13 protein-coding genes are annotated in these 12,222 nt (G+C 60.2%); 11 read left to right on the forward strand and 2 right to left on the reverse strand.

Translation table 11 applies throughout. The features are described from left to right. The first annotated feature begins 65 nt into the window (after positions 1-65). From B5E56_RS04020 to B5E56_RS04045, 6 genes are all read left to right on the forward strand, one after another. Entirely contained in the window at positions 66-917 is an 852-nt protein-coding gene (locus B5E56_RS04020) for a transporter substrate-binding domain-containing protein (protein ID WP_087388748.1), read from the forward strand. 70 nt (positions 918-987) lie between these two features. Beyond that, positions 988-1,626, forward strand: coding sequence for an amino acid ABC transporter permease (locus tag B5E56_RS04025; RefSeq protein ID WP_087189480.1), 639 nt, complete (start codon positions 988-990; stop codon positions 1,624-1,626). Positions 1,627-1,639: 13 nt separating this feature from the next. After that, positions 1,640-2,425, forward strand: coding sequence for an amino acid ABC transporter ATP-binding protein (locus B5E56_RS04030; RefSeq protein ID WP_087388749.1), 786 nt, complete (start codon positions 1,640-1,642; stop codon positions 2,423-2,425). A gap of 66 nt (positions 2,426-2,491) precedes the next feature. Beyond that, positions 2,492-2,839 (forward strand): hypothetical protein, encoded by a 348-nt coding sequence (locus B5E56_RS04035; protein WP_087388750.1) that lies wholly within the window; start codon positions 2,492-2,494, stop codon positions 2,837-2,839. A gap of 44 nt (positions 2,840-2,883) precedes the next feature. After that, positions 2,884-3,636, forward strand: coding sequence for a peptidoglycan recognition protein family protein (locus tag B5E56_RS04040; RefSeq protein WP_087388751.1), 753 nt, complete (start codon positions 2,884-2,886; stop codon positions 3,634-3,636). A gap of 25 nt (positions 3,637-3,661) precedes the next feature. Further along, the gene (locus B5E56_RS04045) at positions 3,662-3,853 is read left to right on the forward strand and encodes a hypothetical protein (RefSeq protein ID WP_087189476.1); all 192 of its coding nucleotides are present in this window, start codon (positions 3,662-3,664) and stop codon (positions 3,851-3,853) included. Positions 3,854-3,902: 49 nt separating this feature from the next. Here B5E56_RS04045 and B5E56_RS04050 read toward each other — a convergent pair whose 3' ends face one another. Together B5E56_RS04050 and B5E56_RS04055 are read right to left on the reverse strand one after the other, a co-directional pair. Further along, positions 3,903-5,009, reverse strand: a complete 1,107-nt coding sequence (locus tag B5E56_RS04050) for an LCP family protein (protein ID WP_087388752.1) — start codon at positions 5,007-5,009, stop codon at positions 3,903-3,905. A 129-nt stretch (positions 5,010-5,138) separates the two neighbouring features. Further along, a complete protein-coding gene (locus tag B5E56_RS04055) occupies positions 5,139-5,429 on the reverse strand; it encodes a hypothetical protein (RefSeq protein WP_087388753.1) in 291 nt (96 codons plus the stop codon). 167 nt (positions 5,430-5,596) lie between these two features. Between B5E56_RS04055 and B5E56_RS04060 the strand changes: the two genes are divergently transcribed. The 5 genes from B5E56_RS04060 to B5E56_RS04080 all read left to right on the forward strand — a co-directional run bounded on the left by B5E56_RS04060 (position 5,597) and on the right by B5E56_RS04080 (position 12,166). After that, entirely contained in the window at positions 5,597-6,640 is a 1,044-nt protein-coding gene (locus tag B5E56_RS04060) for an ABC transporter substrate-binding protein (RefSeq protein ID WP_087388754.1), read from the forward strand. Beyond that, a complete protein-coding gene (locus tag B5E56_RS04065; protein WP_087388755.1) occupies positions 6,615-7,409 on the forward strand; it encodes an ABC transporter permease in 795 nt (264 codons plus the stop codon). The genes B5E56_RS04060 and B5E56_RS04065 overlap by 26 nt, the downstream gene beginning before the upstream one ends. Further along, entirely contained in the window at positions 7,406-7,981 is a 576-nt protein-coding gene (locus tag B5E56_RS04070) for an ATP-binding cassette domain-containing protein (protein WP_087388756.1), read from the forward strand. Before B5E56_RS04065 ends, B5E56_RS04070 begins: the two co-directional genes overlap by 4 nt. Positions 7,982-8,102: 121 nt before the next feature. Continuing rightward, positions 8,103-10,013: an LTA synthase family protein gene (locus tag B5E56_RS04075; RefSeq protein WP_242958758.1), complete on the forward strand. Its 1,911-nt coding sequence runs from the start codon at positions 8,103-8,105 to the stop codon at positions 10,011-10,013. A gap of 155 nt (positions 10,014-10,168) precedes the next feature. Then, positions 10,169-12,166, forward strand: a complete 1,998-nt coding sequence (locus tag B5E56_RS04080) for a hypothetical protein (RefSeq protein WP_087388757.1) — start codon at positions 10,169-10,171, stop codon at positions 12,164-12,166. The last annotated feature ends 56 nt before the right edge of the window (positions 12,167-12,222 follow it).

A 12,222-nucleotide genomic window follows, 5' to 3' on the forward strand; every position in this document is an offset into this window, starting at 1 on the left:
CAACGACGCTTTAGTGTGGTAACATACGAAAGCAACCACGACATACATGGTTTGGAGGAATGTACATGAAACGGAGACTGACTGCTCTGGCCCTTGCGCTGGGACTGACCTTTACCCTGGCCGCCTGCGGTGGCGGCACCGGCGGTACCGCCAATACCCCTTCCAATAACAGTGAGAGCCCTGCCGGCAATTCTGAGACCCCCGCCGCCGAGAGCGATATGGCCTATGTGAAGGAGAAGGGCACCCTCGTTGTTGGCATGACTGACTTTAAGCCCATGGACTATAAGGACGAAAACGGCGAGTGGATCGGCTTCGACGCCGACATGGCCAAGGCCTTTGCTGAGAGCCTAGGCGTGGAAGTGGAGTTCATCGAGATCAACTGGGACAACAAGCTGATGGAGCTGGATACCAAGGGCATCGATGTCATCTGGAACGGCATGACCATCAATGACGAGGTGAAGGCCGGTGCCTCCGTGTCCGAGCCTTACTGCCGCAACGGTCAGGTGGTGGTGGTTCCCGCTGACAAGGCGGAGGATTACCAGACGGTGGAGAGCCTCAGCGGCCTGAACTTCGCCGTGGAGAACGGTTCTCAGGGCGCGGCTCAGCTGGATGAACTGGGCCTGACCTATGTGGCCAAGACCACCCAGGCCGACGCCCTGATGGAGGTGGCCTCCGGCGCCTCCGACGCGTGCGTCATCGACCTGCTGATGGCCGGCGCCATGATCGGTGAGGGCACCAGCTACCCCGATCTGACCTACACCGTGCAGCTCAACGACGAGGAGTACGGCGTGGCCTTCCGGAAGGGCTCCGATCTGACCGAGGCCTTCAACACCTTCTGGAAAGAGGCCTATGACGCCGGTACCGTCATGGAGACGGCCACCACCTACGGCGTCCAGGAGTCCGTCATCGAAAAATAACATAGCCTAAGGGAATTGGGCAGAGAGCCGGGCGCTCTCTGCCCTTCCCCGGTCAAAAGAGGGAAATGCTATGCTGATGTCTGTTACGCTCACCCTGCTGGAGGGGTTTGTGGTCACCCTGGAGCTCTTCCTCCTGACCCTCCTGTTTGCCCTGCCCCTGGGTCTGGTGATCTCCTTCGGTTCCATGAGCCGGTGCGCTCCCCTGCGCTGGGTAGTCAAAACTGTGGTGTGGATCGTCCGGGGCACTCCCCTGATGCTTCAGATCATGGTTGTGTTCTACGGCCCGGGCCTGATGTTCGACCTGCCCCTGCTGCCCCGGTTCACCGCGGCGGTGGTGACCTTCGTCATCAACTACGCCTGCTACTTCTCCGAGATCTACCGGGGCGGTATTCAGGGTGTACCGGCGGGCCAGCAGGAGGCCGGCCTGGTGCTGGGCATGACCCGCAGCCAGATCTTCTTCAAGGTGACCCTCCTTCAGGTCATCAAGCGTATCGTGCCCCCCATGGGCAACGAGTTCATCACCCTGGTGAAGGATACCGCACTGGTGCGGGTCATCTCGGTGTATGAAATCATCTGGATGGGTGAGTCCTACATCAAGAAAGGTATGATCTGGCCCCTGTTCTACACCGCCGTGTTCTATCTGGTGGCCAACGGTATTCTCACCCTGCTGTTCAGCTGGTTTGAGAAGAAGCTGAACTATTTCAAGTAAGGAGGCCCGGACCATGCCTGTTTTGGACGTACAGCACATTGAGAAGCATTTCGGGGCCACCCGGGTGCTGGAGGACATCAGCTTTTCCCTGGAGCAGGGACAGGCCCTGGCCATCATCGGCTCCTCCGGCTCCGGCAAGACCACCCTGCTGCGCTGCCTGAACTTCCTGGAGACACCCAACCAGGGCAAGATCCTGGTCAACGGGGAGACCCTCTTTGACGCCGACGATCCCGCCACCCAGCGGGAGGCCGAGGTGCGGAAAAAGCGGCTCCACTTCGGACTGGTGTTTCAGTCCTTCAACCTGTTCCCTCAGTACACCGCCCTGGAGAACGTGACCCTGGCCGGGGAGCTGCTGGCCAAGGAGCGGCCCGACTTCAAGCAGAACAAGAAGACCATCCTGGAAGAGATCCGCACTCAGGGCCAGGCTCTGCTGGACCGGATGGGCTTGGCCGACCGGGCGGGCCACTATCCCCATCAGCTCTCCGGCGGCCAGCAGCAGCGGGTGGCCATCGCCCGCGCTCTGGCCCTCCAGCCCGACATCCTGTGCTTTGACGAGCCCACCTCCGCCCTGGACCCGGAGCTCACCGGCGAGGTGCTCAAGGTGATTCGCTCCCTGGCTGAGCAAAAGACCACCATGATCATCGTCACCCATGAGATGGCCTTTGCCCGGGATGTGGCCGACCAGGTGATCTTCATGGACGGCGGCATCATCGTGGAGCAGGGCCCCGCCCGTCAGGTCATCGAGAGTCCCCGGGAAGAGCGGACCCGTCAGTTTTTGTCCCGCTATTCCGAGAATTGAAAAGAGTCAAAAAGCGTGGTATCATAATCTGGATACCACGCTTTTACACTGCAAGGAGTTGACGCCATGGAGGAAGCCATTTTTTTGCCGGTGCTTTCCCACTTTGAAAACGAGAATTTCTGGACCGCCAGCGGCGGCCGGATGCGCTACCGGGTGGACCCGGTGAAGGGGGACGAGGAGAATCCCCCCTCCCTGACTGCCCAGGTGTGGGAGGGGCCCTGGCGGCTCCAGGACAGCACTGTGGAGGAGACGAAGTCCTTCTCCATGACGGAGGAGGGGTTGGAGGAGCTGCGGTCCTGGGTGTTGGTCTGGCAGGAGACCATCAATGCCCGGCCTCCCAGAAGCATGAAGGAGACCCTCCAGGCCAGAGACGCCCGCCGGGCGGAGCTGGAGGCCCAAAGCAAGGAAGAATAACCGCAAATCTGTGAAGTGCATAGGATAACCCGGAGGGGTTGCCAATGCACATCACAGAGCATATTCTCACCAACAGCGACTGCTACAAGGCAGGGCGCACCATCAAACCCAAGGGGATCATGGTCCACTCCACCGGCGTGGCCCAGCCGGACGTCAACGTCTTTCTCAAGGCCTGGGACAAACCGGGGGTGAACGCCTGTGTCCATGCCATCGTCCACCAGGGGGGCGTCACGGAGACTCTGCCCTGGAACTGGCGGGGATGGCACGCCGGCGGCGCGGCCAATAACACCCATATTAGTTTTGAGATCCTGGAGCCTGCCGGGCACACCTACAAAGGCGGCACCATGATCGGATACGACCCGGTAAAAAACAAGGCCTATTTTCAGCAGGTATACGACACGGCGGTGGAGCTGTGCGCCTATCTGTGTGAAAAATACGGCCTGGACCCGGAGCAGGACATCATCGACCATGCGGAAGGCTGTAAGCTGGGGGTGGCCTCCAACCACAGCGATGTGGGACAATGGTTCCCCAAGCACGGCAAGAGCATGGATACCCTCCGCGCCGACGTGAAAGTGCGGCTGAAGGGGGGTGAACCGGAGATGACGCAGGAGCAGTTTGACGCTGCCTTCACCGCCCATGAGGGGGAGATTTCCGCCCGGACGGTGAGCGAGTGGGCCAAAGAGGCCTGGAACAAGGCCAAGGATGCCGGCGTGTTTGACGGCACCGCCCCCGGCGCTCCCCTGACCCGGGAGCAGGCCGCTTTGATTCTGGAGCGTCTGGGTCTGCTGGGGAAGTAACAGGAAAAAAGAGGAGGAAGTAAAAATGACTTGGGGAACCTACTATTTCTTTTATGAGTGCCCGCAGTGCGGCAAGAAGTACCGCTATGAGCTGGAGTTTGCCTCTGAGCCTGAGTTCGGCTTCTGCCCCGACTGCCATGTGATGGGCACCTTTGTGGGAGAGACCAAGGACAACAAGCAGGGCGAGGACAAGTTCGTGGACTACGAGTTTGTGTAAGACCTGCAACGTAAAAAAGGACGCCGGAAGGCGTCCTTTTTTTGCGTGATCAGTCGGGCTGCGTGACAGTGCCGCTCTGGGTAATGTGCAGCATATCGGCGGTAATATCGGTGGTGTAGGGGTTGAGCCCGGAGGTGTTGACGATCTCCAGTACCTTTCCGGGGTAGAGCTCGTAGCACCAGTCTATGCCCTTGTATTCAACCGTGCCGTCTCCCGGCAGGGAGGTAGTGGTCACGTTGTCGAAATCAAAGGACAGGCCCTTGTCGGCGAAGAAGGCCAGGTCGGTGACGCTCAGGTCGGTATCCACGTTCTCCATGAAGATGTCGTAGTAGGTGGGCAGATTCAGAGGCTGGGAGATGGCCTTCTTCAGGACAGCCATGATCAGTTCCCGCTGGGTCTTGGTGCGGCCGATGTCGGCGTCGGGATAGGCGTCGTAGATGTTGTGGGGATAGACGCCGGGACCGTCGGAATTTTTCCGGCAGCGCGCTACCTTCAGGGCGTCGGAGCCAGTGAGATACTGCATTCCGGGCTCAAAGTGGATGTGCAGATTCTGGTCGGGATCGTCGTAGGACATATGCACCGGCACATTGAAGTTGACACCGCCTACCGCATCCACCAGCTTCACAAAGCCCTGGGTGTTCACCTTCACATAGAAGTCGATGGGGAAGCCCACGATATTTTGGACCTCTTCCTTCAGGGCGTCCATACCGTTGTAGGGGTACATACTGCACAGCTTATAGAAGTGCTTTCCCTTGCTGGAGACGCCCTCGATCAGGGTGTCCCGGGGGATGGAGACCATGGCAATGGTCTGGTTTACCGTGTCGTAGGTGGCCACGATCATAGTGTCTACGTTGCCGCTGGCCTGGTCGCTGGCGCACAGCAGGAAAGTATAGGTGTACTCCTTCCGCTGGCGAGTGGGCTGGGCACTCTCTTCCTGGCCGGGGGACTGAAGGGAGACCGCTCCGCCCTCTGCCGGCGGAGGGGTCTCCTCCTGAATCTTGGGCGGCTGGGCCAGCAGCTTGAAGGTAACGATGAAGGCCAATACCAGCGCCGCCACCACCGCCAGAATGATAAACAGGACTTTGGCTGCCTTCTGTCCGGGGGACAGAGGGATCTTCTCTTTCTTCTTTTTCATCAGCCGCCTGGCCATGGCCATCACGCCCTTCTTTGGTAATATATTACATTATGTATTGCTTTTATCCTTAGAATGACCGCGTTATATCGAATTAGACGGTATAAGACAAGGAAAAGTTTCCGCGTTTTCGGCTCTTTTTGACAGGAAACCTTACGCTTCTCCCACAAACCGGCTGCGGATGCTGAGAGTGGCGGCAGTGAGGGAATTGACCGCCCCCAGCAGATCCATCAGCAGCTGATTCTGCCGGGCCAGCTCCTCCAGTACCCGGTCCATGCCCTCTCCTCCGACGGAGGGTGGGGACCAGACAGGGGCGCTCCAGCAGGGGATGGGATGGGCATACCGCTTCATGGCAGGCTCCATGGGCTGGCTCTGAGCTAGAATGGCGGCGGCCCGCTGCCGCGCCTCCTGGTCCCGGGCTCTCTGACAGCTGGGTTGGTTCATAGAAAACACCTCCTTTTCACCCCTTATCCTATGCCGGTGAGCACTTCCCGGTCCGTCCCGGGCAGAATTGGGGAAATTGCCCGTTGACATTTTTGGGGGACATGGTACACTGAACTGGACCGTATGAAGAGCAAACGCTCATGCGGTCCAGAAAGGAACGAGGTACCATGAAGAAACTGCTTGCACTGGGCCTGACCGTGGCCCTGGCGCTGGGCCTTACCGCCTGCGCTTCCAATCCTGCTCCGGCGGAGAGCACCCCTCCCGCTGAGACCACCCCCGTGGCGGAGACCACTCCCGCACAGTCTGAAACCCCTGCTCTGGAGGGAACTGAGATCAACCTGGGCCTGCTCAACGGCCCCACTGGCATGGGCGCCGCCAAGCTGCTCGCTGACAACGATGCCGGCGAGACTGTCAACCACTACAATGTGACCATGGGCTCCGATCCCTCCACCGATATCGTGCCCAAGCTGAACAGCGGGGAGCTGGACATGGCCGCTCTGCCCACCAACGTGGCCGCCAACCTGTATAATAAGACTGGCAATGTGCAGCTGCTGGCCCTGAACACTCTGGGCGTGCTCCACATCCTGGAGAACGGCAATACCGTTAACTCTCTGGCCGACCTGTCCGGCAAGACCATTTACGCCATCAACCAGGGCACCAACACCGAGTATGTGCTGGACTACCTGCTGACCCAGAACGGCTTGGACCCGGACACCGATGTGGACATCCAGTGGAAAACCAGCGAGGAGGTCACCGCCCTGATGGCCTCCGGCGAGATCGATCTGTGTATGCTCCCTGTGCCTGCCGCCACCACTGTGCTGATGCAGAACAGCGACGTGCGGGACGCCATCGACCTGAGCGACGCCTGGACCGAGTCCGGAGCCTCCGGTACCTTCACCATGGGCTGCGTGGTGGTGCGCACCGAATTTGCCCAGGAACACCCCGAGGCGGTGGAAGCCTTCCTGCAGGAGTATGAGGCCTCCATCAACTACATCAAGGACAACCCGGAGGAGGGCGGCCAGCTTATCGAGCAGTACGGCATCGTGCCCAAGGCTGCTATTGCCACTGCGGCCATCCCCCAGGCCAACATGATCTTTACGGCCGGTGAGGACCTGAAGTCCATCTCCAGCTACTATGAGGTGCTCTTCGCCGCTGACCCCACTTCGATCGGAGGTTCCATCCCCGATGACGCCTTCTACTACATCCCGTAATGTAAAACGGAGCAAATTACTGCGAGCTGTCATACCCCTGGCCTTCTGGCTGGGGGTTTGGCAGCTTGCGGCCTTTTTGGTGGACCTGAGGACCGACGGCCACGGGGCCCTGCTGCTGCCCTATCCCATGCTGGTGGCTGGGCGGCTGTGGGCTCTGGCGGGACAGGCTGCCTTCTGGCAGTCGGCGGCGGTGACCCTGGGCCGTATCTTCGGGGGCTTTGCCGCCGGCGCGGCGGTGGGGGCTCTGGTGGCGGCGGCCACCTCCGCCCTCCGGGGGGCGGACTGGGTGCTCACCCCGGCGGTGAAGGTGATCCGGGCCATCCCCGTGGCCTCCTTTATTGTGCTGGTGCTGCTGTGGGCCCCCTCCTCCGGCTGGGTGCCCGCCATCGTGTCCGGCCTGATGGTGCTGCCGGTGCTGTGGGGCAACGTGAGCAGGGGGGTGGCGCAGACCGACCCCCTGCTGCTGGAGGCAGCCCGGGCTTACCGCTTTGGCCGGGGCAAGACATTTCGGCTGGTGTACCTGCCTTCGGTGCGGCCCTACTTTGTCAGCGGCTGCGCCACCGGCCTGGGCCTGGCCTGGAAGGCGGGGGTGGCGGCCGAGGTGCTGTGCCAGCCCAAACTGGCCATCGGGACCCAACTCTACCGGGCCAAGATTACCCTGGAGACCCCCGACCTCTTTGCCTGGACGGCGGTGGTTATTGTGCTGAGCTTTGTGCTGGAATACGCCTTGGGCATCCTGTTCCGGCGGCTGGGAGGGGATAAAACGTGATATCCGTCAAAGATATTACCGTTCGTTTTGGGGAAAAGACGGTGTTGGACCGTTTTTCCCTGGATCTGCCGGAGACAGGGATCACCGCTCTCTCCGGCCCCTCCGGCTGCGGCAAGACCACCCTGCTGCGGGTACTGGCAGGGCTCCAGCCGGTGGAGGCGGGGACAGTTATTACCCCGCCGGACCCGGTGATCCTCTTTCAGGAGAACCGGCTGCTGCCCTGGCGGACGGTGGAGCAGCACATTGCCGATGTGCTGCCCCGGGAGCGCCGGGGGGAGGCCTCCCGCTGGCTGGCCCTGGCAGAGCTGGAGGGGGAGGAGAAGCACTACCCCGCCGCCCTGTCCGGCGGCATGGGGAGACGGCTGGCGCTGGCCCGGGCTCTGGCCTGCGGTGGCGGGCTCATTCTGCTGGACGAGCCCTTTGCCGGGGTAGATGCCCCCAGGACAGCCCGCATTCTGGAGCAGGTGCGGTCGCTGGGAGTGCCGGTGGTGCTGTCCAGCCACGAGGGGGAGACGGTGACCCTGTGCGACCGGGTGATCCCTCTGGACGGACCGCCTCTTAGGCAGCTGTGATCCTTCTGGATTCATTTCAGCTTTTCTAAGGTTTTCTAAAAAAGAGCGAAAGCGCGTTGCGCTTTCGCTCTTTTATGATAAAATGGGAACCATGAATTTTTGAAAAAGGCAGCGTAATGATATGAGCAACATCACTGAAACGCCTGAGGTGCAGGAGGTACCGGAGCCCCAGACGCCCCCAAAGCGGCGGTTCCGGCTGAAGTGGCCCAAGCTGGCCATGAGTCCCCGGCAGTACTGGTGGACCACCATGGTCCTGCTGATCGTAGTGCCCCTGATCTCCTTCACTATGGTGGAGTATCTGAATTATAACGACCCCTGGAAGGATTTTACCCTCGCCCAGATCCTGCTGAATCTGGTGTGGTACTACTTTGGAGAGCTGTTCTTCTACTTCCTCCGGGGCCGGCGCAGCGGTGCGGTAAAGCTGGGCCTGGGCATCGCCTGGGGCTTCGGCTGCGCCAACCACTACCTCATTGCCTTCCGGGGGCGTACCCTGTTCCCCGGAGACTTCCTCAGCTTGGGTACCGCCGCCAACGTGGCGGGCAACTATGACTATTCCCTGTCCCAGCGGCAGTGGGTGACCCTGATCATGATGATCGCGGTGATTCTGGCCATGAAGGTACTGCCCAATGAGCCCCGGAAAAAGTTCTCCTGGAAGGTATTCGGGGCCTCGGCGGGGGCGGCTGTGGTGTTCCTGTCGGTGTTTTTCGGCACCAGCATGGTGGAGAAGCTGGGGATCGAGCCCTCCATGTGGACCACCCGTGGCAACGGCCTCTTCCTCAACTTTGCTGTATGCATGAAGTACATGAAGGTGGAAAAACCGGATGCCTACTCCCAGCAGACTCTGAACGATCTGGGCACGGAAAACGCCAGCGATGATCTGTCGGTAACGGTGGCGGATCCGGACGGCACGGTGCGGCCGGTGAACGTCATCGTCATTATGAACGAGTCCTTTTCCGACCTGTCTGTGCTGCCGGGAGTGGAGACCAACCAGAACGCCATGCCCTTTATTCGCTCCCTGACAGAGAACACCATCAAGGGCTATGCCTACTCTTCCGTGTTCGGCGGCACCACCGCCAACTCGGAGTATGAGTTCCTCACCGGCAACACCACCGCATACCTGCCCGCCGGTACGGTGCCCTATCAGATGTATGTCTCCGACGGGGACCCCACCCTGGTGGGCCAGATGAAGGCCTTGGGTTATACCGCCATCGCCGCCCACCCCTACCGGTCCTCCGGTTGGAACCGGCCTGCGGTGTACAGCGATTACGGTTTTGATGAGGTGTATTTCGAAAGCGACTTCCAGAACCGTACCTATATGCGGGGAGACGAGAAATCCGGATATGTCACCGATCAGTGTGACTATGAAAATCTGATTCGGCTGTACGAGGAGAAGGAGGCGGGGGAGCCCCTGTTCCTCTTCAACGTCACCATGCAGAACCACAGCGGCTACCAGATGTCCTGGGATAACCTGCCCCGGGAGGTGTGGCTTACCGGCAGCCTGGAGGGTAGGTTCCAGACGGTGAACCAGTACCTGTCCCTTATCTATCAGAGCGATCAGGCCTTTGAATACCTGATCAACTACTTCTCTCAGGTAGAGGAGCCCACCATGATTCTCCTCTTCGGAGACCATCAGCCCCAGGTGGCCACCAATTTCTACACCGACGTGCTGGGGGAGAACCCGGACACCGCTCTGGCCCAGAAAAAGCAGATGGTACCCTTCCTGTTGTGGGCCAACTACGACATCCCGGAGGAGCAGGGGGTGGAGCTCTCCCTCAACTACCTGTCCGCCCTGCTGATGGACACCGCCAACCTGCCCATGACCGGCTACCAGAAGTTTTTGTCCCAGCTGTGGGAGGCCGCCCCGGTCATCAATACCGTGGGGGTGCGGGATGCGGAAGGAAACTGGTACGGGGAGAACGAAGCGCTGCCCGACCAGCTGGATGAGACCATTGAGGCCTACAAGGTACTGCTGTACAACAATATCTTTGATAAGTCCAACCGGCTGGAGCAGTTCTTCAGCCTGACGGAATAAGCAACACGCCCCCGGAGGTACTTCCTCCGGGGGCGTGTTGTTGTATCAAAAAAACAGCAAAGGGTATGCAGGCGGCATATTGAAATTTTGGAATAAATTGAATACAGTAGAGAAAACGGCGATTTCACGGGAGATCCATCAAATGGAGGGATATTATGAAAAAACTGGTTTGTGAAATGTGCGGCAGCAACGACTTGTTAAAGCAGGACGGCGTCTTTGTCTGCCAGGGCTGCGGGTGCAAATATTCCGTGGAAGAGGCGCGGAAAATGATGATGGAGGATGGAGGTACCGGAGGGCCTGTCTCCACGCCGGCAGCACCGGTACCGGGGGTCAACCAGAGCCAGATTGACAACTATCTGGGCATGGCCAAGAGCGCCCTGGAAGGGAGCAACAACGAAGAGGCCGAAAATTACGCCAACAAGATCATTGAAATAGACCCCCAGAACTGGCAGGCCTGGTCCATCAAGGGCACCGCCGCCGGCTGGCAGACCACCGGCCGGAACAATCGGTACGGAGAGAGCGTGGTGGCCTGGATCAAGGCCCTGACCTATGTGCCTGAGGAGGAGCGCAGCGATTTGCGCATCGAGCTGATGGTATCTGCTCAGCAGATCGGCGCGGCCATCGTGCAGATGCACGGCAATCACTTTGTGGACTACCGCAGCGAGGATAATAAGCTGGATGTGCTCAATTCTGCCCAAAATGTGAAGGAACAGCTGCAAATGCTGAAGGAGCAGACCGGGGAGGAGTTCTACACCAACGACTTCTCCACCCAGCTGGGCCGCATCATTAACGGGGCCGCCGTGGGGGGCAGCAACAACGCCGACGAGGAGTTCGGCCCGGAGGACCTTAACCGGGGCAAGTACGAGTGGAACCGCTACACCCAGAGCTCCGACCGGTGTCTCACACTGCTGGACAGGGCTTTCCAGCTGTCCTACGACGACGAGCTGAACTTCACCATCAGCAAGAACTATGTGGTCATCGCCACCGCTGTGCGGGACTCCTGCTCCTACAAATTCGTGCCCAACGCCTATACCGACGGCAGCTATCAGGTGGACTACACCTTTACCGAGGCGGCTAAGAAGTCCCGCACCAACGCCATTGAGACCTGGCAGAAGCGGATGGACTGGTACGATCCGGCCCACCGGAAAGCCCACATGGAGGCGGTGCTGGGGCGGTGCGAGGCTGCCCGCACCAGCTTTGAGGAGGACGCCGCCCGGGAGCAGTACTGGAGCGAGCACGCCCAGGAGAAGGCGGCCCTGGAGCAGGAGCGGGAGGCCCTCACCCGCCAGGCCGATGAGCTGGAGGCCGACCTGGCCGCCGATCCGGTCTATGAGGAGCGCAAACGCAAGCAGGAGGCCATCGATGACCTCAGCCGGCAGAAGCAGGGGCTGGGTTTGTTCAAAGGCAAGGAGAAAAAGGCCATCCAGGAGCAGATCGACCAGATCCAGGGCGAGCTGGGACAGGTGAACAGCCGCATCAGCCAGATGGAGGAGGCGTGCAGTCAGAAGCTCCAGCCCCTCCGCAGTCGGGCTACTGAGATCGGCGAGGAGCTGACCCGTTCCCGGGGCAGACAGCCCATGGCCCATGGCGAGCAGCTGGATTTGTTGGAGGGTACACATTTCAAGGGCTCGCCCATGGAGGTCCTCCGCAAGATCCAGGCCATACTGCCCCAGGGTTACAAGGCGGGCAAGGAGGAGGGCGAGGCGGCCATCGTCAACTACAGCAAGACCTCCCACGACCTGGCCCAGTCCATCCAGGGCCTTACCGATGCCCTCCAGGGCCGGAAAAGCGAAAAGAAGGAGTGGGTGGACGACCCCAATGAGGACAAGCAGTACCGGATCAACCTTGTGAGGGGAGAGGACGTTACCGGCGTCCATCTGGCCCTCCATGCCAAGTCCATCCACCAGGATTGCTCCGGCGAGTGCTGTTTCGGCATCAACGGCAGCTTCAGCGAAGACAGCGCGGTGGATTTCGTAAAGGTTGTGTCCAGGCTGCTCTTCGCAGCCCTGCCCACCTCCGACCTGGAGACCCTCCAGACCTTCCTGGCCCAGTCCCTTTACGGGCTGGCCGAATCCGACCAGATCTATCAGGATGGGGTGCGGCTGCAGATGGTGCGTAAGCAGTACACCTGGCTGGAATTTGAGGTGCTCTGAGTTACATTAAATCAGAGAGCCCGCCGCGGTATTCTGCGGCGGGCTCTCTTACTGTT

Source organism: Flavonifractor sp. An112 (genome assembly GCF_002161085.1).
GTDB classification, from domain to species: Bacteria; Bacillota; Clostridia; order Oscillospirales; family Oscillospiraceae; genus Flavonifractor; species Flavonifractor avicola.